The sequence below is a fragment of the Candidatus Photobacterium acropomis genome, assembly GCF_030685555.1.
Taxonomy (GTDB): Bacteria; Pseudomonadota; Gammaproteobacteria; order Enterobacterales; family Vibrionaceae; genus Photobacterium; species Photobacterium lucens.
The window spans coordinates 1,249,380-1,275,615 of sequence record NZ_CP131608.1; the positions used below are offsets into that span (position 1 = coordinate 1,249,380).

General features: G+C 36.8%; 25 protein-coding genes. 12 read left to right on the forward strand and 13 right to left on the reverse strand.

Annotation, left to right across the window (positions count from 1 at the left end; genetic code table 11):
- The first annotated feature begins 54 nt into the window (after positions 1–54).
- The 3 genes from Q7657_RS05630 to Q7657_RS05640 all read left to right on the forward strand — a co-directional run bounded on the left by Q7657_RS05630 (position 55) and on the right by Q7657_RS05640 (position 2,672).
- Complete coding sequence (locus Q7657_RS05630; protein WP_181319856.1) at positions 55–636, forward strand: DUF1415 domain-containing protein; 582 nt, start codon at positions 55–57, stop codon at positions 634–636.
- Positions 637–782: 146 nt separating this feature from the next.
- On the forward strand, positions 783–2,024 hold the full coding sequence (locus tag Q7657_RS05635) for a GGDEF domain-containing protein (protein ID WP_107166216.1): 1,242 nt from the start codon (positions 783–785) through the stop codon (positions 2,022–2,024).
- Between the two features lie 462 nt (positions 2,025–2,486).
- Positions 2,487–2,672 carry a hypothetical protein gene (locus Q7657_RS05640; protein ID WP_053989252.1) on the forward strand — a complete coding sequence of 62 codons (186 nt, stop codon included), beginning with the start codon at positions 2,487–2,489 and terminating at the stop codon, positions 2,670–2,672.
- A gap of 57 nt (positions 2,673–2,729) precedes the next feature.
- Here Q7657_RS05640 and Q7657_RS05645 read toward each other — a convergent pair whose 3' ends face one another.
- Complete coding sequence (locus Q7657_RS05645; RefSeq protein WP_237760348.1) at positions 2,730–3,017, reverse strand: PepSY domain-containing protein; 288 nt, start codon at positions 3,015–3,017, stop codon at positions 2,730–2,732.
- A gap of 455 nt (positions 3,018–3,472) precedes the next feature.
- On the opposite strand from Q7657_RS05645, the gene Q7657_RS05650 reads away from it, so the two are divergent.
- Positions 3,473–3,964 (forward strand): hypothetical protein, encoded by a 492-nt coding sequence (locus Q7657_RS05650; RefSeq protein WP_053989254.1) that lies wholly within the window; start codon positions 3,473–3,475, stop codon positions 3,962–3,964.
- Positions 3,965–4,037: 73 nt separating this feature from the next.
- Here Q7657_RS05650 and Q7657_RS05655 read toward each other — a convergent pair whose 3' ends face one another.
- Positions 4,038–5,777: an amidohydrolase gene (locus tag Q7657_RS05655; RefSeq protein ID WP_107166217.1), complete on the reverse strand. Its 1,740-nt coding sequence runs from the start codon at positions 5,775–5,777 to the stop codon at positions 4,038–4,040.
- 228 nt (positions 5,778–6,005) lie between these two features.
- On the opposite strand from Q7657_RS05655, the gene Q7657_RS05660 reads away from it, so the two are divergent.
- The 3 genes from Q7657_RS05660 to Q7657_RS05670 all read left to right on the forward strand — a co-directional run bounded on the left by Q7657_RS05660 (position 6,006) and on the right by Q7657_RS05670 (position 8,318).
- On the forward strand, positions 6,006–6,329 hold the full coding sequence (locus Q7657_RS05660; RefSeq protein ID WP_107166218.1) for a hypothetical protein: 324 nt from the start codon (positions 6,006–6,008) through the stop codon (positions 6,327–6,329).
- Between the two features lie 153 nt (positions 6,330–6,482).
- Positions 6,483–7,184: an HAD family hydrolase gene (locus tag Q7657_RS05665; RefSeq protein ID WP_107166219.1), complete on the forward strand. Its 702-nt coding sequence runs from the start codon at positions 6,483–6,485 to the stop codon at positions 7,182–7,184.
- A 342-nt stretch (positions 7,185–7,526) separates the two neighbouring features.
- Entirely contained in the window at positions 7,527–8,318 is a 792-nt protein-coding gene (locus tag Q7657_RS05670; RefSeq protein WP_107166220.1) for a DUF2076 domain-containing protein, read from the forward strand.
- A 79-nt stretch (positions 8,319–8,397) separates the two neighbouring features.
- Here Q7657_RS05670 and Q7657_RS05675 read toward each other — a convergent pair whose 3' ends face one another.
- Both Q7657_RS05675 and Q7657_RS05680 read right to left on the reverse strand, forming a co-directional pair.
- Positions 8,398–9,156, reverse strand: coding sequence for a hypothetical protein (locus Q7657_RS05675; protein ID WP_107166221.1), 759 nt, complete (start codon positions 9,154–9,156; stop codon positions 8,398–8,400).
- 44 nt (positions 9,157–9,200) lie between these two features.
- Complete coding sequence (locus Q7657_RS05680; protein WP_107166222.1) at positions 9,201–9,635, reverse strand: septal ring lytic transglycosylase RlpA family protein; 435 nt, start codon at positions 9,633–9,635, stop codon at positions 9,201–9,203.
- 221 nt (positions 9,636–9,856) lie between these two features.
- Between Q7657_RS05680 and Q7657_RS05685 the strand changes: the two genes are divergently transcribed.
- Entirely contained in the window at positions 9,857–10,108 is a 252-nt protein-coding gene (locus Q7657_RS05685; RefSeq protein ID WP_053989261.1) for a DUF2999 family protein, read from the forward strand.
- A 323-nt stretch (positions 10,109–10,431) separates the two neighbouring features.
- On the opposite strand, the gene Q7657_RS05690 is transcribed toward Q7657_RS05685, so the two are convergent.
- The 4 genes from Q7657_RS05690 to Q7657_RS05705 form a co-directional block, all read right to left on the reverse strand.
- Entirely contained in the window at positions 10,432–11,463 is a 1,032-nt protein-coding gene (locus Q7657_RS05690; protein WP_053989262.1) for a potassium channel family protein, read from the reverse strand.
- Between the two features lie 141 nt (positions 11,464–11,604).
- Complete coding sequence (locus tag Q7657_RS05695; RefSeq protein WP_053989263.1) at positions 11,605–11,823, reverse strand: hypothetical protein; 219 nt, start codon at positions 11,821–11,823, stop codon at positions 11,605–11,607.
- A gap of 140 nt (positions 11,824–11,963) precedes the next feature.
- Entirely contained in the window at positions 11,964–13,283 is a 1,320-nt protein-coding gene (locus tag Q7657_RS05700) for a DUF2135 domain-containing protein (RefSeq protein ID WP_258178262.1), read from the reverse strand.
- A complete protein-coding gene (locus Q7657_RS05705) occupies positions 13,276–13,854 on the reverse strand; it encodes a hypothetical protein (protein WP_107166223.1) in 579 nt (192 codons plus the stop codon). The genes Q7657_RS05700 and Q7657_RS05705 overlap by 8 nt, the downstream gene beginning before the upstream one ends.
- Before the next feature lie 580 nt (positions 13,855–14,434).
- On the opposite strand from Q7657_RS05705, the gene Q7657_RS05710 reads away from it, so the two are divergent.
- The 3 genes from Q7657_RS05710 to Q7657_RS05720 are packed head-to-tail and all read left to right on the forward strand — an operon-like array spanning position 14,435 to position 16,440.
- On the forward strand, positions 14,435–15,034 hold the full coding sequence (locus Q7657_RS05710) for a LemA family protein (protein ID WP_045065740.1): 600 nt from the start codon (positions 14,435–14,437) through the stop codon (positions 15,032–15,034).
- Positions 15,034–15,816, forward strand: coding sequence for a TPM domain-containing protein (locus Q7657_RS05715; RefSeq protein WP_107166224.1), 783 nt, complete (start codon positions 15,034–15,036; stop codon positions 15,814–15,816). The genes Q7657_RS05710 and Q7657_RS05715 overlap by 1 nt, the downstream gene beginning before the upstream one ends.
- Positions 15,817–16,440 carry a TPM domain-containing protein gene (locus Q7657_RS05720; RefSeq protein WP_008989083.1) on the forward strand — a complete coding sequence of 208 codons (624 nt, stop codon included), beginning with the start codon at positions 15,817–15,819 and terminating at the stop codon, positions 16,438–16,440. It abuts the gene before it with no gap.
- 333 nt (positions 16,441–16,773) lie between these two features.
- On the opposite strand, the gene Q7657_RS05725 is transcribed toward Q7657_RS05720, so the two are convergent.
- The 5 genes from Q7657_RS05725 to Q7657_RS05745 all read right to left on the reverse strand — a co-directional run bounded on the left by Q7657_RS05725 (position 16,774) and on the right by Q7657_RS05745 (position 23,586).
- Positions 16,774–19,689, reverse strand: coding sequence for an AAA family ATPase (locus tag Q7657_RS05725; RefSeq protein ID WP_107166225.1), 2,916 nt, complete (start codon positions 19,687–19,689; stop codon positions 16,774–16,776).
- Entirely contained in the window at positions 19,686–20,141 is a 456-nt protein-coding gene (locus Q7657_RS05730) for an ABC-three component system middle component 1 (RefSeq protein WP_107166226.1), read from the reverse strand. The genes Q7657_RS05725 and Q7657_RS05730 overlap by 4 nt, the downstream gene beginning before the upstream one ends.
- Entirely contained in the window at positions 20,134–21,453 is a 1,320-nt protein-coding gene (locus Q7657_RS05735; protein WP_107166227.1) for a S1 family serine peptidase, read from the reverse strand. Before Q7657_RS05735 ends, Q7657_RS05730 begins: the two co-directional genes overlap by 8 nt.
- Positions 21,453–22,409, reverse strand: coding sequence for an MBL fold metallo-hydrolase (locus Q7657_RS05740; protein ID WP_258178263.1), 957 nt, complete (start codon positions 22,407–22,409; stop codon positions 21,453–21,455). The genes Q7657_RS05735 and Q7657_RS05740 overlap by 1 nt, the downstream gene beginning before the upstream one ends.
- Before the next feature lie 646 nt (positions 22,410–23,055).
- Positions 23,056–23,586: a hypothetical protein gene (locus Q7657_RS05745; RefSeq protein ID WP_107166229.1), complete on the reverse strand. Its 531-nt coding sequence runs from the start codon at positions 23,584–23,586 to the stop codon at positions 23,056–23,058.
- 468 nt (positions 23,587–24,054) lie between these two features.
- Between Q7657_RS05745 and Q7657_RS05750 the strand changes: the two genes are divergently transcribed.
- On the forward strand, positions 24,055–26,154 hold the full coding sequence (locus tag Q7657_RS05750) for a S9 family peptidase (RefSeq protein ID WP_181319858.1): 2,100 nt from the start codon (positions 24,055–24,057) through the stop codon (positions 26,152–26,154).
- The last annotated feature ends 82 nt before the right edge of the window (positions 26,155–26,236 follow it).

A 26,236-nucleotide genomic window follows, 5' to 3' on the forward strand; every position in this document is an offset into this window, starting at 1 on the left:
AAAGGCCAGCCTTTGCTGGCCTTTTTTATAATAAAAATATTGGAAAGTCAGTCCATGAACTCAACAAGAAAACAGAATACTCAACAGATCAACGAGATTGAAAAAGCCGTTGAACAATGGTTAAACGATGTAGTGATCGGTCTCAACCTCTGCCCTTTTGCCGCTAAACCGCAACGTAACAAGCAGATCAAAATATTTGTTAGTACCGATACAACTGAAAATGATTTACTAGAATCAATCTATCTCCAGCTGAAAGAGCTGGATGAAACACCAGTTTCTGAATTAGAAACCACTTTAGTCGTTGCCCCTTACCTGTTTGAAGAATTTGATGATTACAATCAGTTCTTAGATCTTGTTGAAGGGCTCGTCGTTCAATTAGGTAAAAGTGGTGTCTATCAAATTGCTAGTTTCCACCCTAATTACTGCTTCTATGGAACAGAACCGGATGATGCAGAAAACCTCACTAACCGCTCTCCGTATCCTGTTTTTCACCTGATCCGTGAAGATAGTATGGAAAAAGTCTTAAAGCATTACCCAGATCCTGAAGCGATACCTGAACGTAATATTGAATGTGTTGAAAATTTAACCGAAGAGCAAATTAAAACACTGTTTCCTTATTTAAATAAAGATCAGTAACTTAAGTTATTGATGTGGTAGCCGATATAACTACAATAACGGGTTGTAACGGCTACTCATTCATGGAAGATTACAAATACGATAGATTTTCAGCTTATATTAGCTCACTGGTATTCGTATTTATTCTTAATTAAGGTTTTAGATTCATGCTCTTTTTTTCACACTTTCGTTCTGCTGGCATGCGGTTGCTGATCCCGCTGACGATTGCAACCTTAATGCTCATTGCTTTACCATTCTGTACTGCCACACTCGCAAACTATCAAAATTTGCTTGTTAATATCCCTTACATTCTATTTTCTGTTGTTATCTTTCTTAGCCAGCCATTTAATCAAAGTAGAACTGGTTTCGTCGCTCTTATCATGTTGGTGGCATACACCATCATCATCAACCAATTACAATCTCCTCTCACCAATGACGAAATTAAACTTGTTTTCAGCTTACTAGCAGGGTTACTACCGTTTAATCTTCTGCAAGTACATATCATGCCTGACAAACGCCTGTTCTCTCGCTTTGGCGCATTATTTGCAGTTTTTTTATTGCTACAAATTGGTTGGGCTGCACTCGTTTATTATCATTTCAAAAGTTCAGATCTAACAGCTTGGTGGGATATCTACCTATTTGCCTATCGCAATTTATCTCCTTTGCCTTTGATCTTATTAGTATTAAATTTAGCGCTAACGTGTAGCAGTGCTTCTACGATCCTGAAACGTAATCATAGCTCAGATCAAGCAGTGTTCATTTGTTTACTGTTTAGCTTTCTCACCTTTACCTTTTTCCACTATCCCTTTATCTCCAGCGTTGCTTTTAGCATCGTTGCTCTATTGCTATTAATTAACATCATTAGTTGTAGCCATGAACTTGCTTTTATTGATCAACTGACTGAAATTCCAGGACGTAGAGCACTTGATAATGAACTCAAACATCTAGGTAGAACATTTACCTTAGCGATGATCGATGTCGATCACTTTAAAAAGTTTAATGATAAATACGGCCACGAAACCGGTGATGATGTTCTAAAGCTTGTTGCCAGCCTTTTAAAAGAAATAGATGGTGGTGGTAAAGCATTCCGCTATGGTGGCGAAGAATTCACGATTTTATTTAAAGGTAAAACCATTGAACAATGTTTGCCTTTACTAGAAGAGTTACGAGAAAAAATTGCCAAATATAAAATGATCATTCGTGATCAAGAAAATCGACCAAGTAGTGATCGTGCTGGCACGAAAGAACGTGGACAACGTAAAAAATCCAAATCGGTCAAGGTAACTGTCAGTATTGGAGTTGCTGAGAATTATATCGAGCATGAGCCCGAAAATGTCTTGAAGCTCGCTGATAATGCTTTATATGAAGCAAAAAATGCAGGACGAAACTGCGTCCAACAATCTTGTTAGTTGATAGATAAGAAAGCCCGAGCAACTCGGGCTTGTTACTAATGCAAAGCGATAAACAGCTGCTTGTAACGAGAATAACAACGATATTGATAATCAGCGGCCACACTTTTAGTCAATACCATAATAGGAGTGAAATGATTGAAATTTTAATTGGAACACTTAAAGACGTATCTTCTATTTTTTACTCATGTCTCTATCAAAAACATTAAAATCATCAACAAATCAAATATATCACATTATTTTTACATTACATTAAAAAATGCAAACATCAGAATAATATGTATTTATTCTGGAACTCTCCCTCTTTTCAGAGCAACTTTTATCGCCATATTTATTACTTCACAGCACTAAAAATGCCCCATACCCAGATGAACATGCTGGTTTTAGTATAAAATTATAAAGTCAGCTGCTATGAGCAGCCATTCATCGTGGCATAAGTAATGATTTGATGGAGGACTGAAGATGAATAACCAAGATAGAATTGAAGATATCGAGCAAAAAATATCGATTGCCTATCAGGAAGGTCATTTCGAACAGGCCAGAGCCCTCGAAAAACAACTCAAAAAATTACGTGGGCACCATAATTTATATGATCAAAACGATCCTTATTCACTCGAAGGCCGTTTTTATTACGATGATCACGACTAAACACACTCTTTATTAATCAGGCGGTGCGATCTCATGATCTCGTCGCCGTTTTTATCGCTAATCTAATTGTTCTTGTACCACTTCACCAGTATACAAATCCAATTCAAGTTCAACGCGATGCCCATCCTTATTTCTCGCATCAACTGCAATCTCATTGTATTCCCTCACAACTTTAATTTTACGAAAATCGTAATATCCTTCTTTTTCCAGAATTTTCATCGCCTTTGGAACACTTATCACTTCTGGTGCATCATCAATGGGATCAGCAAAAGCATGTGAAGCACAAAATACACTTGTTGCGCTACACAACAGTAAAATAGACTTCAATTTCATATTCTTCATCATTACATGAACCGCAGCATGAACGAATAAATCATGCTTGATAAATTACGTTTAACTAACTGATTTGCACTAGTTCTTGTTATCAAGTCCTAGCCCAAACACCATACTTAGAAGTAAATCCTACACTACCTTTACAACGCTTCTTATCTCACTTAAGTGTAACTAATTAATCAATAATGAAATTCTCGATTAAGAGAATCGATACTAATGTAAAAAGTATACAATAACCGCATTTGATCAACGCCGTAGCTCAACCACATGCGTTAATGAGTAGATATAACATGAATCAACCAAGATGTAACAAAATAAAATATTGAATAGATGCAATAAGTTAATACAAGTATCTAGCTTATTATTCAATTGTTAGCATTAGGAAAGATTTGCAAGTACAGGCTTGCCCCTTTGTCATACAAGGGGTATAAAATATGGCATATTTCATCGTTTAAAGAGCGTTATAAATGAAAAAGATTGTTTTAGCGGCAGCCATTGCATCATCATTACTTCTTGCAGGATGTAGCGATAAAGTAGACGAATCAACAATCAGTAATGTTGTTCAATCAAGCCAATACGAACAGCCTAATCTTGGTATAACTGCTGACACAACACCATTTGAAGTTAAAAACTTAAAGATCGACAAAGTATTACTTGATACAAAAACTGACTATAAAGCGAAAGTGACTTATGATCTTGTTGCAACCAAGAGCTTAGATGAATTTAAAGCGTCAATGCGCAAAGTTGCCGAGCAGCCAGCACAAGAAAACAATGCGGCAAACCAAACTAAAGATGATTTAGGTTCAGCGCTTAACAGCTTGAAGAACAACCTATCAGCTGAAGTTATGGTTGTTGCTTACGGCGCAAAATACGGTAACTTCAAAGCAGGTCAAGTGGTTGATACGATCTCTGAAGACGTTTCTTTGAAAAAAGTAAACGATCAATGGGTTAAAGACTAATCTCTTTTCCTACCTAAAGAAAAACGCCTATTCAGCATTGCTGCATAGGCGTTTTTAGTTTTATTGGCAGATATTACTTATCAATTGGGAATACTTTTCCTTCGAAAACCGTACCGTAAATTGGAATATCTTTTAGCTTCTTCAGATCTACCTTATACGGGTCTTGCTCTAGGATAGTAAAGTTAGCCACTTTACCTGTTTTAATACTACCTAGACGGTCTTCTTCGCCCCAAGAGTATGCGGCTTCAATCGTGATACCACGTAACGCTGCATCACGTGATAACACCAAATCAGGGCGAACAACGGTTCCTTCATTGGTAATACGCGTTGCCGCACTCCATGCTAACAATAGAGGATCCGACGGTGCCATTGGCGCATCGGAGTGCAGAGATACGGAGATCCCCTCTTTCTCAATGGTGCCTAAACGAACCATGGCATGTGCACGCTCTTTACCTAAACCAACCTCACCAAACTTTTCACTAAAGCCAGTTACGTAATATGGGTTAACACTGATTATCGCACCTAACTTCTTCAGCTTAGCCACTTGCTCGTCAGTTGAGTTTGCAAAGTGAACAATAGTAAAACGGTGATCTTTACGTGGGTATTCAGCCTGACGTTTTTCTAGGATCTTAATCAGTTTTTCAACACCTTCATCACCATTCACATGTACTAAGATTTGATAGTCATTATCCCAGAAAATCTTAGTGATAGTTTCCACATCTTCCGGTGTTTGAATCCACTCACCATGGTGACCATCGGTATAACCATCTTTCATTTTCATTAACTGAGAAATAATTGCACCATCAAACAGTAATTTGATTTGGTCATCAAAGTAACGCACTTTACCTTCTTCAGGTAAGGTCGTTGTGATCCGTTTAACTTCTTGTAATACGCCCTCTTTACCCTTAGCAATGAACGGTGTTTTACTTTCAGGAGTAAAGTAAGAATACATTGGCGTCGATTTATTACCTAAAATATCTAGATATGTATCAATCATATAGTCAGGAATAAATGCGCCAGGCTCGTTGTAAGCCGTTACACCTTTCTGATGCAACATGGTTACCATTTGCTTTAGGCCCGCTTCAAAACGTTCTTTATTTGCTAACTCAGGTGCTATGCGAGGTAATAAATAAATCAGTGCACCACCTTCATAGAAGTGACCTTGTTCAAGGTTTGCCTGATCCGCAACTTCTTTACCTAACTTATCAATATCAGCTTGATTTAGACCAAACTTTTTAATAAATGCCGAGTTAACATAAAACTCATGCGCTGAACGGTGCCACACACCAATAGGACGAGTGTCTGAAATTTTATCTAATTCTTGACGAGATAACTTACCATGAAAAAAGTTATTAAAGCCCCATGTCCATAGCACTTCGTTAGGATCTTTCAGTGCTTTCTCTTGTGCTTTTAACGCTGCAATATAATCATCGTGATTCGTAACGGCAGGCCACGTTTGATTAGGTAACTTCCATTCTTCCGGTGCAATAACAGGCATGTTTAGTGTCAGTGCAGCAAGGAATGGATGTACGTGTTGCTCAATAAAGCCCGGCATTAGCACTTTATCGTCTAAATCTACTTTCTTAGAGTCAGGGTATTGTTTTAGCGCCTCTTTTTCAGAGCCTACATAAACAATTTTACCAAACTCACTAGTCACAACAGCTTCAGCACTCGGTTGTGCTTTTTCCATAGTAATGATTGGACCACCATAGAAAATCGTTGTTTTAGAGTCAGAATCAGATGATGCATATACCGCAGTAGAAGCCGCAGAAAGCAGTAACATGATTGATGATGTAAGCTTTGAATATTTCATAATACCTTTTCTATAGAAGAATAACCTTAAGCCCACTGTAGACTAGTAGCAGAAAAATTCTCTTTTTCGATTCAAATTAGATAAGGCGATCACAATTTTACTTCTTCCTGACAATAATTCATTTATATCAACCACTTATACCAATTAAGCAATTGATTATTTATATAGTGATCTTGAATTTTTTTCGGTAGAGTATACTTAACATCAATAATCAATGGAGTTGACGCGATGAGTATGACAAGTGTCACGATCACAATCCCTTCACACTTAGTTCCAGGAGGACTTCCGACTCCTGATTATAAAGAGTTCGGCTTTCATGGTTTTGAGCGTAGTTTCATTCATTCAAGTAAAAATAAAACAGTGACGTTAGCCTTCTTCGCACCAGCACCACACTGTAATGAAGATCATTTTGACAAAGAGTTAGAAAAATACTTTTGGTACTTTTCTAAAGGTACACCTTTTACGATGAAAAAAGAGTTTGATGATCAACCTCCAGAACATCATCAATGCAAATACCTCAACAATAAACTGATCCAAGAAAGCTTGTTTTAATCAGTAACTCAGCGAATCACCAGACTCATTTATCTCTACCTATTGTCGTGATCATGAATTAGTAAAAAATACATGATTGCGACACTAAAATGTCATTTCCTCCTCCTACTCTCACTCTTCACCTCACTTACAAAGCCGATAAAGGAATTCAATTTGTCATTTAACCCTCAGCGTCACATTCACCCTTGTTTAGCTATTTTCGATCTTGATGAAACATTAATCGCTGCTGACTCTGCCAGTTTATGGCTCGCTTACATGGTTAAACACAATCTAGCCAGTGCTGAGTTGCAACAGCAGGAAGAAGCAATGATGAAAGCTTATGCTCAAGGTAAATTGGACATGGCTGATTATATGCAAGCAACACTGGCACCGATGGTAGGAAAAACTCAGCAGGAAATTGAAAGCCTTGTGTCATCATTCATCGCATCAGAGATTGTTCCTGCTATTTACCCCGATGCTTTAGCCCGTATTGAATGGCACAAAAAGCGAGGAGACGTAATTCTGATCATTTCAGCCTCTGCTGAACATTTAGTGCAACCTATTGCTAAGTATTTAGGAGTAGAAAACAGTATTGCGATCAACCTAGAAACCATAAATGGTGTTTACACAGGGCAAACTCATGGCGTACTCAGCTTCCGCCAAGGAAAAATCGAGCGATTACAGTCATGGCTCAATAATCATCCAAATCAATTTAGAAGCAGTTATGGTTACAGTGATTCCATTAATGACCTACCACTATTACAACACGTGAACAAACCTTTTGCTGTAAACCCAGATCCTGCATTGGCATTACATGCCCAAATGAATGAGTGGACGATCATGGATTGGCGACATGATAATAATATTCTGCGGTAAATTTTGTTATTTATTAGAAAGTTAAAAACTAAAACATAAAATCGTATTATTACCGCGCTTGATAAAAATCATTACCGACCGCATTTACAGATAGTAACAATAATCACATTTAATTCTTGTAGCAGGTACTAGATGTGTTACAGATTTAGTAATACATTACCTGCGCAATCTATTTGAATTTAAGTCTTATATGGCATTATTCAGCTATTGTTCAAGAATATAATGAGAATAATGCAATATAGACTAACCTATACAGCAAGGTTGATGTGTTGTATTAATATAATTATCAACTAAGCAGTTAAAGCTCCCCCCTGCACATAGGGTATTGAGAAGGTAAAAACCATGACTCCACAAGAAAAAGATCTTATTCAAAGCGTTGCTACTAAGCTCAAACAAAGCCCAGAAAGCAAAAAAGATGCAGATGCTGAAAAATTCATTGCAGATGAAATCGCATCACAACCTGATGCTATCTACAAATTAACTCAAGCTGTACTTGTGCAAGAAATGGCATTAAAACAGCTTAAAGAAAAGAACGATTACCTAGAAAAGAACGCTGAGTACTACAAAGAAGAGTCTAACCGTGGCTCACTAAGCCGCATGTTCGGTGGTTCTCGTCCTGCTCCGCAACCACCACAGCCACCAGTTCGTCAACCAAGTGCTTTTGGTGGTTTCATGCAAACAGCAGCGGGTGTAGCAGCAGGTATGGTTGCAGGTAGCGTGATCAGCAATATGCTATTTGACCACGATCAACCAGCAGAAACTGCAGCAGCTGATCCAGCGCCTGCCGCAGATCCTACAGCTGATGCAACACAAGACGCGACACCTGATACAGCTGCAGCAGATACATCAACAGATCAATCAGTACCAACTGATGATGTAGCAAACCCTGCGTTTGATGATCAAGGTAGCTTCCTTGATAACACAGCAAACAACTTCACTTCTGATTACACAGGTGGATTTGGTAACGCTGGTTTTGATGATAACCAAAGCGGTTTCGGTGATTCTGGCTTTGGCTCTGATGATAATGGCTTTGGCGACGATGATACCTACGCTAACAATGGCTTCGGTGGCGGTGACGATAGCTTCTTAGGTGGTGATGACAGTGGCTTCGGCGACTTTGATGACGACCTATAAAAAAGTCATAACACGATAACCAAAAAAGAGCGCTGATAGCGCTCTTTTTTTATTACATATTCAAACCTACAGCAGTAGTTTATTCAATCGACGTTAATTCTGTTGCTTCCGAGTTCTCTGTTAGCTCTCGATAAGCAGTTCCTTCAATGGCTGCGATAATAAATGGGATCGCAATAACAATAAGACCCCAAATAAATACGTAAATAAACTTCAGACTCATGGCGAACTTAGGATTAGCAAATAACATGAAAATCGGTAAGCCAATAAACAGCATATAAAAGGCTACTGGTAACAAGCCTGCGATGACAAAAGCGTAGAGCTTTTTATTTTTCGTTATAGTCAGTGCGTCTTGAAATGAAGCTTTTTTCCCAGCAGCAATTGCCGGTAATACAAAAGATAAACGAGAAAAAATAACCCAACCCACAACACCAAGCACAAGAAACAACGTATATAAAATTCCGTTATTTACCCATTCATAATCAATCTGAAACAATGCCCAAATGGCATTCAATAATCCAAACATTAAAAACAAATAGGCACTATAACGACGTTGCTGAGCATCAAAGCTGATCCCTTGCCAACGAGAAAAACGCGTATCATCGCTACCATGGCTATCTAAGATCTGCTGAGTTCTCATACATATGATTGAAGAAACAAGAAATATCGCAATATTTAATACAAATACCAGCACCTCTTCATACAGTTCGCTACCAGCCATTGAAACCTTAAGTGAACGCAGGAAATACGTTACAACAAACGGGATCAATAAGGCTTTCACTAATCGCACTTTATTGGCGAAAACAGTTTGAACTGAATGGTGCAGTGTTTCTAAAATCATTTTGTATCCTTTAAGTTATGGTGATGGCGGTAAACTAAAATGGCTTAATTTAGCGTCTCAACCTTCACTTTTAGTATTCCAGATGAAGTCTTACCTATCGCACTAAAAGCAGAACGAGATAGATCGATAACACGCCCTTTTGAGTAAGGACCACGATCATTAATCGTCACGATCACACTCTTGTTATTGGCTAAATTAGTCACTTTTACGCGCGTACCAAATGGCAAGGTTCGGTGGGCTGCTGTACGTTTATTCTTGTCATAACGCTGCCCGCTAGCTGTTTTACGTCCTTGATATTTGTCCGCATAATATGAAGCTTTACCAACTTCACCATGCTGTTGCTTGACGCTCTGCGGCTTTATCAGTACAGGACGAAGCTTATGTGAACTTGTCGTTTTCGTTTGCGCACAACTCACTACCGCCAACAAACAAGTACCAACTATGGCCCATCGCTGAAGTGTCAATTTAGGTGTGAACATTATTTATCCTTATGCGAAGCAATTAAACGCAATCATATAACCATTTGATTGCGGATATGTAAGCGCAATGTAAAAGTTATAACTCACAATTATGTTTACTCGAAATTTAATTCATTAAATTCAAAGCTAAATTCATCGCGTCATTAAAGTTCTCAGTACACTCTCATGGTGCCAAATGCTAAACTAAACGCTTATTTTATTAAGTTGTGAAAGGTAATGTGATGAACCCAATTATTGCACTGTTGAAAGAGAACAATATCAGCGATGAGCAAATCAACGAGATCTTCCTAACGTTGACGCAAAATCCTCTTGCAGCAATGACAACAATTAGCCAGCTAGGCTTACCACAAGATAAGCTACAAGCATTAATGGCGCAGGTAATGCAGAACCCAATCCTTATCAAAGAAGCGGTTGAAGAATTAGGCTTAGATTTCGCTAAAGTAGAAGAAGCAAAAGCAAAACTGAACCAATAAGTTTTCCTCGCATACAAAATGCCGTTATTAAATACAGTATTCTGTTTTTATAACGGCATTTTATTAGCTAAACGCTTACTATCCATTTCTCTTTTCTATTACCACCACAGATAAAAAAAAGCGCCTACCCCGAGGAGAGATAAGCGCTAATGCCATACATCTATAGTGGAAGTGCATTAAGACTAATGCAGCGACTATGCCAAATCGAAAAAATAAGAAATAAACCTAATAAACAACACGTTACAAACCAAACATTAGTTATTTAATTATCTCATAGCTAGCAAAGCACCAAGAATAAGCTTACTTGCACAACAATGAGTCAACTAAACATCAGGCCATGTCATGTTATTTACACGTTCATCAGCAATATAAAACAACCGCGTCTCAGGTGTAATAGACAGTGATAACGGTGGATTAACCTGAATACCTTGTCCACTATCGCAAGCGATCAAAATCGCATCATGTCGATGTTTAAAATGCTCAAATAATGCAGAAAATGTAGTCGATTGTTGTGAGTGAGGATAATCAATTGCGTATTGCGTCATCCCCTTGTCGGTACTTAACAACTCTTGATGCAAGATACTTGAGCCTGGATCTACCGCTGATTTTGCTAACATTTCAACGGCGACAGAAGGAATACATTCCGCATTCGGGCAGTGTAACTTTAATAACTGGCTTAACCCTTCATCATCAAAATATGCCAGTAAATGGGCATTAGGGTTTTGTCCTGCAGCAAATAACGCTGCTGTGAGTGTTATATCATCATGCAGTGCATCAACGATAATACAACTGGCTTTGGAAATACTGGCTCTCGCCATTTCTTCTACGTTGGTGTAGCTACTCACTCGAACAAATTCGATCTTATCAGGCATCGGGTTTTCAATGTCAGATCGCGAGCATAACACTATGGTGCGTCGCCCATGCTCTTCGTGAAGCAACATACGTAACATGCTTAAAGTTCTGTTTTCATTCCAGCCAAGCAATAAAATATGTTGCTCCATTTTGATACTCCTTTTACCCAATAAACCTCTTCGCCACACAGTGACAAATACAGTCGCAACTCTGCCAACCACAATGGCAAATAAACCTAATCCACCGGGGATAATAAATAAGGCAGCGACCCACTTACCTAATGCCGATTCAGGGGAATGATCGCCATAGCCTACCGTGGAAGCCGTCACAACGATGTAATAGAAAAACGTCGACAGTGAGTCGCTTAATTGATGCTCGCCAGCAAGAAACAGTAATAACCAACTTAAGGCAATATATATTCCAGTCAGTACCACAATATTTTGCCCAGTTAAGCGTGAAAAATATTTAACTGTAAATCGTTGAAGAAATAACCATAGCCCCATACAACACCTAAGCATGACATTATGAGTTGTTTCTTTAAGCGTAGTGCTTTGAGGAAAAAACTTTTTTCATTAATAGGACTTTTTTGACTAAGACTTATGAAATGGACTAACAAGGATGGAGAAATAGAAACAATGAATAATTTATCGGCCACTAATACGTTTAGCGATCACCCATGCATCAAGATGGCTATGAACGATTTTATAATAAACTTCGACCACGACCACTAAACCAAAGGCTTTAGAGTTACTGGCTCCTGATATATCAATTACCTCGCCAACACGGGGAACCAGTGAGGAATCGACCTTCACAACAGTGCCTTGCTCTAACTCTGCTTTCACTTCAATATACAAATTACTCATCACATTCCTTCGCACTGATGACATAATTTAAGCTTAAGCTATTTTTCCTATTCACAGTTAAATAAGTCAATCAAATAACTGCTATTACAGTGTGTAATAACAGTAACTACATCCTTGTAGTTACCACAACAGCCACAAAGCTAATTTAAATTAACCGAGTACTTACCCTGATCATCTTTAGAGACTGTCACATTAAACAGATCATAGGCAGGATCATCGCCCGTTTCAGCACCTAACGTGACTTCTTTCGTTCCTAATACCCCATTTTGTGAAGAGTCAATTTGAACCGTCGCACGTCGTCCTTCCGCATCCGAGTAATTCGCCACTGAAACTTTATAAGTACCAACTTGCAGTTTATCGGACTCACATGATGCAAAGTAATGCTCAGGGCCATAAGATGTTGTGTTATCCACATCTAAATAGCCAGAATCACCGTTTGAATCGGAATAATAAACATGTGAACCATTAGGCTCATAAACATGTAAATCCACATCACCTGTACCATCCCATGTTAGTTGAGCGGTAAAGAAACCTTGAGAGGCGGTTGCCGTCGGTGCAACCAAGGTATTTAAAGCGTCGTTAATGTGTGTTTTCACTCGATTGGCAATATCTAGTCCTTGGTTTATATAAATTTCAATCAAGCCATGACCAAGAATATCTTTTCCGCCATTAACCCCTGCAGGTCTAAATAAGTAACCGGGAATATCATCAGTATTTTCCACGACGTTACCTACCAAACGTAACCCATTAATCACCAAATCTAAATTTGCCAAGGTATGTGGGCCATTAACAATGGGTGATGCAGGCGCGATATGAACGACTTTTACAGATTCGGCATCCACTTTCGTGGTGGTATAGCGATAAGCTTCATTAACGAATAAATTACCTTGTGAATGTGCCACGTAGAGTAATTTAAATCCTTTCAATACCCAGTTATCAATTTTGGCTTGATGCTCTTGGTAATTATTAATCGATGGTGGATCGCCTAAAAGGGATGAGAGTTTCTGAATTAGCTCGGCTTTATCTCGCTCTGCTATCGCATCTAAAATATCAGAAGCAGACGAAATGGTATTAGTGATATTTTGCCACCACGTCCCGCCACCACGTAATGCTTCAAAAAATAGCTCATAACGACCATTTAATAGCTGCTCTTGCTCCTGTAGACGCTGCTCAAACGTCTCAGCAAAGTCTTCTAACCCATTGGTGTAGTTGTACATTACTTCGTAACGAATATCGTCACCTTGTTCTGACTTGTCACCGTGGATACGTTTTAATTCTTCTTTACCACGGTTTGCACCGCTTGGCGTTGTTTGCACCCCATTGAAAAACGCAATAACAACATCTGTGTTATGACAAATATTATTCTCATGATTTTCATCAGCATGAACTGTAGAACTGAGTAAACAACCAGAAAGAAGAAGATAAGCGGTTGATTTAAAATAATGCATAAGACTATTCACAAGTATCTCCTTCTGGAATGGACCACGACGTTCCGTCTAAGGCTTTAGCAAAAGCGAGATAAGCGAGCAGTCTTTCCTTGGTATTCGTGGTTATCGCTTCTAACTCTTGGGACACTTGTGCTGGCTGTGGGGTATTGTTGCTGCCATCAAATTGCTGATAGATACAGTGATCAGCCTCTGATAGCTTTTTATTGGCACTCTTTACTGCCGCAGGATCGGTGGTATCCACCATTAAAGTTTCTTGAAATGCTTTTGCTGCTTGTGTGGCTGCGGCAACTTGCTGAGCACCGGTGTAATGATCAGCAATATACTGATCAATATCATCTCTAATACCATTAGAATCCGCATCAGTACCTGTTAAGGTTGGCTCTCTTTCCAATTTCGGAATACTGCCAGACTCCTCTAATGCAGTTAATTGCTCAGATGGTGTTCCATCTTGTGGCACTGTTTGTTCATTAGGTGTTGTAGGATTATCCGCAGCAGGTGTATTGGTATCTCCATCACCGCCCCCACCACCGCCACATGCAGACAATAGAAGAATGATGGGAATAATTAGCAACTTACTCTTCACGTTCGACTCCTTTTCTAGCACATGAAGCACTAAAGCTGACCATGATTGATGATCACCACAACACTGCCACAGCATAGCTTCAACACTTCTACTTAATAATGACGCCCCGCCCAAATGAATATAGAAAAAGAACAGAAAAGAAAATGCTTCATATATGCTACAAAACACTAATACAAGGATAGAATATCGTTGATAAGATCTGGAGAAAGAAAAGTAAACGTCAACCAACCAATTTAATTTGTAAATGCGTTTTTAGCTGACTATGTTTGATGTGAGAGATGTCTAAAAACAGCTCATACGTACTAAGTGTTTCAATTCAACCAAACAGCTCAAGTTTTCCCCTTCTTGAGCTGTTTTCATTTATCTCATTCCTAACAAAACTAACCATTATCTAGCGTAACTTAATAATAAATATTGCTGATGTTTCATTTTTTATACTAAAAATAACAATGACATATTTATAACACTTGTTTAGTTTTATTTATGCTTAATATGTATAGAATAGTGCAATTTTGCATTGTTCAATTACCTATAAACAAAGCAAATATCACTGAAACAGTACATAACATAAGGGATACTGATGTTTAAATTTCCAAAAATGCTGAAATGGGTATTTAGCCTTGCTCTACTTCTTCAATTAACCGGTTGTGGTATCAACACCATCCCGACACTTGATGAGCAAGTAAACGCAGACTGGGCACAGGTAGAAAATAACTACCAACGTCGTGCAGATCTTATCCCTAACCTTGTTGCGACCGTGAAAGGTTATGCAAGCCATGAAAAAGACACATTAACTGCTGTGACTGAAGCGCGTTCAAAAGTCTCTTCTATGCAAGTCACACCAGAGACATTAAATAACCCTGAAGCATTTAAGAAGTTTGAAGCAGCCCAAGGCGAGCTAAGCAGTGCGCTGTCTCGTTTAATGGTAGTTTCAGAGCGCTACCCTGATCTAAAAGCAAACGAGCAATTCGTAGCCCTACAAGCACAACTTGAAGGCACAGAAAACCGTATTGCTGTTGCACGTCGCGATTACATCAACAGCGTAAAAGCATTCAATACTGAAATCCGCACCTTCCCTGGTCGTATTTGGCACTGGATCATGTACAGCGATCTAAAAGCAAAACCAAACTTCTCAGCAACTACGCCAAATGCTGATGTTGCACCTAAGGTAGCCTTCTAATGATGAAAAAAGTCCTGTTATTTGCCGGACTCTTGTTATTCATAAGCCATGCTAGCTTTGCTCAACCCGTGTTTCCTAAACTCACGGGTCGAGTAGTTGATGAAGCGCATATACTCAATGCCACGCAAAAGCAGCAGCTAGAACAGCTGCTTGCTGATGAAGAAAAAACCTCATCAAACCAAGTAGTGGTGGTGACTGTTCCTTCTACTAATGGCGTCCCTATTGCTGACTACGGTTATCAACTGGGGCGTAAATGGGGCATTGGCACCAAGCAACATGACAATGGCGTGTTATTGATTGTTGCTTATAACGACAAGAAAATCCGAATTGAAGTCGGTTACGGTTTAGAAGGTGCATTGCCTGACGCAACCGCAATCAGCATCATTAACCATGAAATCAAACCTGAATTTAAAGCTGGTCGCTTTGCCCAAGGTATCGAAAAAGGCACATTAGCCATCATTGGTGCAATTAAAGGCGAATACAAACCCGTTATTCAAGAAGAGCAACCACCGTACGATCTCTACTTGTTTATTCTGTTTGTGATTGTTATTCAAATCATTGCCTTTAGTCGACGTCGTAGTAACCGTTCACGCTATTACCGTCGTAATGGCGATGTTTTTAGTAGCGGTGGCTTTGGTTCATCAAATCACTTCCCACACTCTGGTGGTAATGGTGGTTTCGGTGGTGGAAGCAGCAGCGGCGGCGGCTTTAGTGGTGGCGGTGGCGGCTTTGGTGGTGGCGGTGGCGGCTTTGGTGGCGGCGGCGCATCAGGAGGATGGTAAGTGAAGCTATTTACAAATGAACAACTAGAAACCATTAGCCAAACCATTGGTGATATTGAGAAAACAACCGATGCCGAGTTAATGACCGTTGTGGCTACCCAAGCTGACGATTATTACTTTGTGCCGACGTTATGGGCGGCGATCATTGCATTATTTATCCCTGCCCTACTCAACTTCACACCTTTTTGGTTAGAGCTAAACGATATTCTAATGTGTCAATTAGCAGGCTTTATCGTCTTTACTTTGCTATTTAGAATACCAGCGATTAAATACCGCCTAGTGCCAAAGTCCGTCAAACATCGTCGTGCGAGCTTAGTTGCAAGAGAGCAATTTCTTGCCAACGGCATTCACCGTACTAAGCAGCATTTAGGTGTGATGATCTTTGTTTGTGAAGCTGAGCATTATGTTGAAATCATCACTGATTACGGCATTAGCGAACACATTAGCGATGAAGCATGGAGCTCGATTGTCTCCGACTTTACCCATAATGTGCGTGATGGCAAAACTTACGAAGGCTTTCTGCAATGCTTAGAGCAATCGAGTAAGTTATTAGCGAATGCTTATCCACTTACAGAGGCTAAAAACGAATTACCTAACTGTTTAGTGGTCATTGGCGAAGCCTGATTTACACTCGATATATAATAATAAAGGCGCTCATTGAGCGCCTTTTTCTTTACCATGATTTGTGCGTACATGGGCATGTAGGATATTTTGAGGAAGAAACACGTCAATGAAAATATTAAATTAGTACCTTATGTATTTCAAAACAACTTTATAACATTTCTGATTAGTAAAGATGAATTAAGTAATTATCATGTGATAATGTTGAGTAAGTTTGTAAAAAATACATTATTTAATAATTGCTAAATTTTAGGTATGCTCATTTACTATAAGAGTTACGCGCAAATATTATTTTATTTTTACTAAGAAAAGAGCCAACTACAGGCTCTTTCAAAATTAAAGACTAATAAACTTTGTAGAATATCGCTCTTCAGGCAGTTTGTTTCTAAATAAATTGAAAAAACTTCTATTATGAGTAGTTACTATTATTTGCTTCTTAAATCGTCTTGAAAATATTTTGCATAAATCTATCAAAGCATAGCTATTTAAATCATCCATACTTTGAACTGGATCATCGATTACAATTGCATTGATAGAGGACTCTACCTCTCTCGCATGATCTGCAAGAAAAATACAAATCGATAATATATTAATCTGAGCTTCACTTAGATAATAAATAGGTGTATTGTCATCATCCATAGAATTGGATCTAGCTTGAATATAAATACCTTTATTATTACCATTCAGGTCAACACGAAATGATATTTCATCGTATTTTAAGTGAGGTTCAATGTACATAAACATATCATTAAGAACATCACTATTAATACTATCACTTGCCAATTCTGAGAAATAAGATATTGCATCATTTAATGCAAGGTTAACTTTTCCTAATTTTGAGATACCTTCTCTCAACTCTCTATTCTTAGCTTCCAATAGCTTTCTATTTTCGATAACATTTTCTTTCTTGTTTATTATGTTTTGTGAAGTTAAAAGATTTGCTGAAAATGCCGATAACTTTTGTTCAATGCGAGTTATGAGTTCAACAAAAATAAAATTATTCCTAGTTCTATAGGATACAATTTGATTATTTATATAGTTATAATTAGCTCTAATAATCCTTTTATTTTTCTGTGCCAATTCAATAACATCCCTCATAATCAAGTCTTTAGAAAAACCTGCACGAACTTTCAAATTAGAGATTTTTTCATTTAGCTCTGCCAACTGTTTTTTAATAGATTTAAGATTATTTGTTACTTTATTTTCTTCTTCGGCCAATTCGTTATATTCGAAAAGACAAACATGGTAAGAACTTGATATTATAATTAATTCATTGATACTTAGATCAAATTTTGTTTTGATACTAACTATTAAAAAATTAAGTTCTCGCTCATATATAGATAACTCTTTAGATTTTTCAGCCAACTGAAAACCAATCCTTCTAAACCATCCCTCATATTTATCTTTTTTTCTAGAAAGTACAAATAATCGCCTTTCAACAGACTTTTTGATAAATGATATTTCTTTTAACAAACCAACTATATTTCTTTGCGTATACTGGATGTTAAGTTCGGACAAACAAGAGTAAAGATTCAATGTTTGCTGTTTTCTTTCCCTAAATTTCTCTATCTCTTTATTCAATCCTTGTTTTTTCTCAGAAACTAAATTGTCGATAATATCGTTTAAATTTTTAATTTCAGCAACTAGTTTTAGTTTTTGTTTATTAAGAGTCTCTATCGCCCCATCAATGAGTTGGTTTGAGTCAGTTTTTAAACTGTTGACCGACTCTATGAGTTTATTTGATTCTTCATAGTTAGCTCCACAGGCTGGACAGCTACTCAAGGCTCTTTCATTTATAACTTCAATAACATAAGTTTTTATGATTCCAAGTTTTTCTTCAAATGAAATTATTTTTTTCTTCTCACTATATAAGTCTTTTATCTTTATATTTAGTTGCTCAAGATCAAACGTTTTTTTGTTCAATTCTACTACATATTTAAGATCTTGGTTTTCTGTAATAAATGATTGTTTTGTGATAGAGCTAAGTAAGCTAGACTTAGATTTTATTTTCTCATTTATTTTACTTATAAACTGCTTTTCATCTAAAAGCGTAATTTCATCATTATCAACATTTCCAAATAGTACCTTAATCAATCCTTCTGAAGCAGATAGTTTTTTATCTTTTTCTTTCAAGTCTAATAAATTAATACTCTTTAATTTATCATGAACTAAATCATTCAGATTTGATATTTTATAAATATAGGAGTTACACTCACCAATATTAAGCTTCAGCTCATTATATTTTGATATTTTAATGTTAATATTTTCAATATTTTCAGGCAAAAGAAACTCATTTAATGATTCTTTTCTCGAAGAGATATTAATATATTGATTTTCAAAACGTTCAAACTCCGCATTTTTATCTATAAGCTCACTTTCTAGTTCTATCACTTTAGATGCATTAAAGTAATCTTTAGAGTGCCCTCTATAATCATCAAGATCAAAATCTATTAGTTTTGACTTTAGGTTTTCAAATGATGTTTTTATTTCTGTCAGATAGCTAATAGAATCATTAACATTCTTTTTAGAAATATCTTGAAAAAACTTAAAATTATTCTTAAATAAAATGTATTCTTCAGAGTAATAAAAGTCCGAATCCTCTATGAAATTTTTCTCAAGTGAAGTAATATCTTTATTTTCTTTAGATATTAGAGATTTTATATATGATATTTCAGTTCTTTTCTCTGAGTTGGATTTATCTATATTATTTTTAATTGAGTTGAGCTTATCATAAATCTCAACATCTTCTGAGTTACCTTTATTATTAATTAGCGATTGAAAAAGACTACCGCTACTTGCTTCATATGAAAATTTGCTAATTGTACCTTGACTAAGAATATTATTACTAAAACGTCCAATATCCTTTATAGAACCATTCAAGATTCCTTCACAATAATCATGGTTTCTATTATTTTTGGGCTTAGTTTCTCTGTGAATAAACTTCCCACTTTCTAGCTCTAATGTAACAGAACCTATCTTTTTTCCACTATATCTGTTTTTTAAAATATTACCTTCTTTAGGGTTCCTATTCTTTGCTTTATTATTAGAAATAATTGTATCCAACCTAGATACTTTGCCTGTTGTAGCCCACTCTATACCTTCTATAGTGCTCGTCTTTCCTGTACCATTAGGTGCATATACAACAACTATATCAGCAACTTTATTATCAATCTCAAAATCTAGTTCTTTTTTATCTGAAAAAGCTCTAAAACTATCCAATGTTATTTTTTTAATTTTATTCTTATTCATCATTTTAAAGCCATCAATTGGAATACTTCATGGTGTTTACTTTCAATTACTTCTTTTAAGGAAACTTTCTGTACATCTTCTTTTTTTTCTACTCCATAAAAGATCAAGTCTTTTATACTATTTTCTAAATTTTCTACCTTACTTCTAGCTATCTTTCTACAACAGTATGTATCTAATTGTATTTTCTTTCTTGTATCAATATCGATTTCTTCTGTAGAACAAAAAACAAGTAGTAGATTTCTTGATATTACTTCATCAACAAGATTAGATTGAAAGTCAAGTGCCATTCTAGTTGATATATCATTCCAATTACTCTTAATACCTTCTGACGAGTCCATATAACAAAGAATCAAATCACCTTCATCTAAGAAAATTGTGATATTATTTTCTAAAACAAACCTTACAGCGGAAGAAAGATCATCAAACTGTAATTCATTACAATTGATACTATTCATAATATTTGACTACCTCTATAACTTCTTGTCGAAGTTTTTCCTGTTCATAACACTCACCGTATAACTCATTCTTTATTCTATCCACAATCATTTCTACAAGAAATTTTATATTTATGATCGAAAATTTCATTCCTGCATTTTTTCGAGTTTCAAGGAAACTTTTTAGTTTTAACTTTTCGTTGATTGGAATGGAGTCATTATACAATTCAGGTTCATTTCCACATGCAAAATCTGCTATAACTTTAGATACTCTCTTTTTCTTAACATATCTTAAATCATTGTCATCTGATGAATATATTATCATTATAATTGCATTTGAATAATCAAGACTTCTCTCCTGCTTAATTAATTTAGCTATTAGCTGATGCGTCTTTGTAAAATCAGTTACATGTATCGTGAATAATTTTTCACTATCAAAGTTAGTTGGATTTAAGCTAACATTATATAACGAATCATCAATGATCATTGATATAATCCTTGAATGTATATATGCTTTAATTGACTCTTCATTTCTTAACAAAGATACATGTTGTGTTCTTTTATCTTTATCATCAGGAAGGTAAAAATATTCACATTTTTCTAACAAATTAAAATCGATGAAATTTAATTTAGATAAATGATTTCCATCAATAATATATTGTATTATTTTTTCATCTAGTATTTGGCAAGATTTATCTACTATATTTTCTATACCGCATTTATTATATAATTCGTTAACTATATCATCAGGAAGTAATTCATATATATTTTTTGACTTAACTCCATATATTCTTTTATACAAAAATCCTTCATCAAAGCTATCAGTTATAATAGCCTTTAAATATATTATATTTTTTGAAACTTGAAATATTGGCCCACCAGAAAAACCTTCAATATTATCTCTATCAGCATAATCAGGTAGGTTTTCATCAATTCTAAAAGAGATATTCTCATTATCAACTAAGATAGTCCCTTCATGTTCAATAGCTTCAAAATCAGAAGTTTTAACTAATGACTTAGGATATCCCAATATCCAACTCCTTGAGTCTCTGTCTATTTCATTACAATCATCAAGACAGAGCTCAATTCGATTTGAACATTTTTCGTTAATTTTTAGAATCGATATATCTAACTCAGCCAGTTTACAAACATAACTAGCCTCAAGTCTTCTTCCTCTGCTATCGAAAATTTCAAAATCATGACCATCAATATTATGTTCTGCTGTAAGTACATAAGAATGTTCAGTTACTCCTAAGCTGATCCATACACCACTCCCTATAAGCTTAGACTTCACTTTAACTAACGCAGAATGTAAACATCCAACATCAACCATTATACTATAACCTTCGTCCCAAATTTATATTCCACAAAATCCAATTCGATCTCACTGTTTCTTCGTTTGCTATGAACCCATGAACCTTTTGGTACTAACACTTCTGAGTTCTTTGCATATTCTTCTATTAGCGCAACAGTATAATAATTTGGATATGAACTTCTATTTCCTGGTATTAGGTATTTACTTGAAGGAAATTTCTCTAATAGTTCTTTTGAAATATTGTACTTGCTTCCATGGTGTGGAACCTTAAATAGCGCGACTGGAGTAACTTCAAGCTCAGAACTTAGTATCTGGCTGGGAACACTGTCTCCACAAAATAACATTTTCTGTTCATCGCAAGTAATCAAACAAACAATACTGGATAAGTTTTGTGGCTTATCATCTTCCTTATACTTCTTATTAAGTAATAGAGATTTATCGTACTCTTCCTCTTCATCATGACCAATGTTTGTTTCTCTCCAATTCTCGTGATTGATTTCTAACGCCTCTTTGGTTGGAGCCAGAATATCTATATAAACATTCTCATCGACTTTAAGATTGAACCCTTGATGTACTTGAACAAGCTCTATACCTTTACTAATGATCAATCCAAGTAGGGTATTACCTTGCTGATAGCCGCACTGGGTACTCTTTTCTTTAATTACCTTTTTTTCAGCTTCACTGTGAGGCACATTGAAGATAACTTTGCCTATACTCTCACTATTAACGCTATCACTTTCAAAAAGCGATAAAAGACCATTCACATGATCCTGATCGACGTGTGTTAAAACGATTAAGTCAATTTTACTACCTTGTTTAAATATCTTCTCAATTAGCCTTAATGCTCTTCTACCATCTCCTTTCAAACCACCATCAATTAAAATATGTCTATGTCCCGACGTTCCCAAAACCTTCAGAAGGAAAGAATCTGCATTTGAATCTGTGAGTGTTGTAAGTTCTATGTTTCCAGTCATAACTATTGTATTTTTTTAGAATATTTATCAATAGCTTATCATGATTGCATATGTTTTAAGTAAAAAATTTTTCCAAATATGAATAATAAAGGACGGTATAAGTAACAACCTTAAATAAAAAGGAGCACAAGCTTTTCAAATAAAGAGAAAAACTGTTTCACTCCTTTACAATTAGTTTACTCTATAAACCTCAAATATTTTTCAAATTCAACATCAAGCTAACGAATCATATTATCTAATTTCGAATACCCTAAAATTTTTGTTCTTACATAGATCAAATTAGCTTTAGTGCGACACATTGAATGAACCCCATAATAGTCTGCATTTAAAACTAACTTTACAGTCCAAGCCTTTATAATTTAATGTTAAAAAGAGTAACTAGTAATTTGCTACGTTCTAGGATTAATTTCATAATGCACATCAGTACCCGTTTTTCGCTAGATGCATTAAGAACATTAACTAGCCTTAAACCAGCAGATATACTCTATAAAACGTTTGGGACATTTTTGAGCGAGTAAATGTCACAGATAAAAAATTAGCCTATGAAGGTTTGGGGCAGAAACGAGTTTACTAACATTACCTTGTTCGATTCTCTACCTGCAAAGCCCCCTACCTTCACGCTCTACCCTTAATCGTCTTACGATCCCTAGATTTTGTGAATAAAGGAATCGTTCTGATGGTAAATCGTATCCATTTTGCTTGCGTAGGTGTTTAACATATCAACGGCTTCAGTAAAGTGATATTGCTCGCTAGCATGGTGTAGTAGCTCAGTTTCATCAATCGTTAACTGCATATCTTTCTGATACTGAGAGTGATACTCCACCTCTGTAGAAAGCTCAATGTTCACATTCGTATCAAAATAGGCGGTTTCTAAACGCATTTTTTCATGCGCTGGTAAGGTTTTATTGGCATCAAGCACCATTTGCGCTAATTCTTGTTTCACATCTTTCGCTATTTGATCTGTGGCATCGGTGATCATCAAAATGGGTGTTTCATTATCGTCACCGGTGATCGTAACTGTGGTGGTGAGTTGCTCGTCATACACTTCCCCCAGCCGAACTTCCCCACTGGCGACATTGACAATATTTTGTGATGTGAGCAAATGGTAAAAAGACTGCCCACCAATAACGATAGCGCCTGTAATAATTCCTAAGGCTATAATCAATGCGTTCTTCATAAACATATCTACTATCAACGAGTTATGTTTTTAATATTATGCTCGAACCAAAACCTTTTTGTGATTAACATCACACTATTTTGTTTTATCGCAGTAGCAATAGCTGACGTTTACAAATAAACAAACACTGTATTTTATAAATCCCTATAAAACCAAACAGTTAAAGTAATTACTCTATAATTGAAAAATACAATTACATATCTCACTGTTTATAAAAGGGAAAAGAAATCCACACCAAAATTGAGCAGAATAAATCACCATGCTATTACTGGTAGGCATTGATATCTTCTGAATATGCCCCCAAATAATAAGCAATAAACGGGGTAAATAGAAAAGCAAATGGCGATCAAACATCGCTAACCATAAAACGCTTATACTCTGTATAAACAACGTGTTACGACGTGCGTTGGTTCCTATTTTTTCGTTTTCTTTGCTATACCCAATAACAAAGAAAATTCGTGGAAGGACATGACTGTGAATACAAAAACAACAAACGTGGCTCAAGATCTTCAAGCGCCGATTGCCAAGAAAATCCCCCACACAATGACCATCCATGATGATACTCGTATCGACAACTATTATTGGATGCGAGATGACAATCGTGCCGATCCTGAAATCATTGCGCATCTTAACGCTGAAAATGCCTACACTGATGCGGTAATGGCGCACACAGAGGCACTACAACAACAGCTATTTGAAGAAATTAAAGGTCGTATCGTTAAAGACGACAACTCAGTACCTGTAAAACAAGGGAACTATTTCTATTCCAGTGAAGTAACAGGTGATAACGAATATGCCGTATCTGTTCGTGCTGATGACTTTAACGGCACGAATAAAACAGTCTTACTCGATGTCAATGAACTCGCTAAAGGTCATGAGTATTACAACGTTTCTAGTATGAGCGTTAGCCAAGACGAGAATCTATTAGCTTATGGCGAAGATACGGTCAGTCGTCGTATTTACACCATTAAAGTGAAGAACCTAGCAACGGGTGAATACCTTGCTGATGAAATCACAGGCACCAGTGGTTCTATTGCATGGCAGAACGATAACCAAGCGTTCTACTACATCAAAAAAGATCCACAAACCCTATTAGGTTATCAGGTTTATCGCCACCAGCTAGGTACTAACCAAGCTGACGATACGCTTATTTTTGAAGAAACCGATCCGTCTTTCTACACCTCAATTGGTAAGAGTAAAGATAACGAGTTGGTGTATATCTGGCACTCAAGTACTGAAACCAGTGCGGTATCGATCATTGACGCTAACGATCCAAATGCCACTGCAACGCCATTTTTAGAGCGTGAAGAAGGCTTGGAATACAGCATTTCTAAATTGGGTCAGCAGTTTTACGTATTGACGAACTATGAAGCGGTTAACTTCCGTTTAATGAAAGTCGATGCTGATAAGCTAGGCGATAAAACAGAGTGGCAAGATGTGATTGCACCGCAAGAAGGTGTAATGCTGGAAGACTACGAGCTATTTGATAACTATCTTGTTTACCAACAACGTTCTAATGGCTTAACCCATATTACGGTTCGCCAGTTAGATACCAATGAAGAGCGTGAATTACGCTTTAATGATGAGGCTTTCACCGCTTTCTTCTATGGTAATAAAGAGTTAAATACCAATAAGCTACGTCTTTACTATTCAAGTATGACAACGCCAGCCTCTCACTACGATATCAACCTTGATAACAGTGAGTTTACGTTATTAAAGCAAGCTGAAGTGTTAGGTGATTTTAACGCTGATAATTACCAATCTGAACGTTTAATGATCCCGGCACGTGACGGTAAATTAGTGCCTGTTTCTTTGGTTTATCGTAAAGAGCTATTCAAAAAAGATGGCACCAACCCGTTATATCAATACGGTTATGGCTCCTATGGTTCAACCATTGATCCAAGCTTTTCATCATCACGTTTAAGCTTGCTTGATCGTGGCTTTGTCTATGCTATTGCTCATATCCGTGGTTCTGAAATGCTAGGTCGTCCTTGGTATGAAGACGGTAAAAAACTCACTAAGCAAAACACCTTTAATGATTTTATTGATGTGACCAAAGCCCTTGTTGAACAAGGCTACGGCGCTAAAGATAAGATCTTCGCAGTTGGTGGCTCTGCGGGTGGTTTGTTAATGGGGGCGATTGCTAACCAAGCACCTGAATTATATTGCGGTATCGCAGCACAAGTGCCGTTTGTCGATGTGGTAACGACGATGCTTGATGAGTCTATCCCACTAACGACGAACGAGTACGATGAATGGGGTAACCCAAATCAAAAAGAGTACTATGAGTACATGCTGAGTTACTCTCCGTACGATAACGTTGGCGAGCACGACTATCCGCATATGTTAGTCACAACAGGTTTGCATGACTCACAAGTACAATACTTTGAGCCAATGAAATGGGTGGCTAAGCTACGTGAAATGAAAACAGACAATAACCGTTTGCTATTTAAAACCGATATGGAAGCGGGTCACGGTGGCGCATCCGGTCGATTTAAAGCACTCCATGAAGATGCATTAGAATATGCTTTCTTTATCGATTTATTAAATGACAAAGCGGCTCAATAATTAGCATTATTTAGTTAAAATCAAGCCACAAGAAATAACAAAGCCAGCGAATATATGCTGGCTTTGTTTTATCTAATTTTTG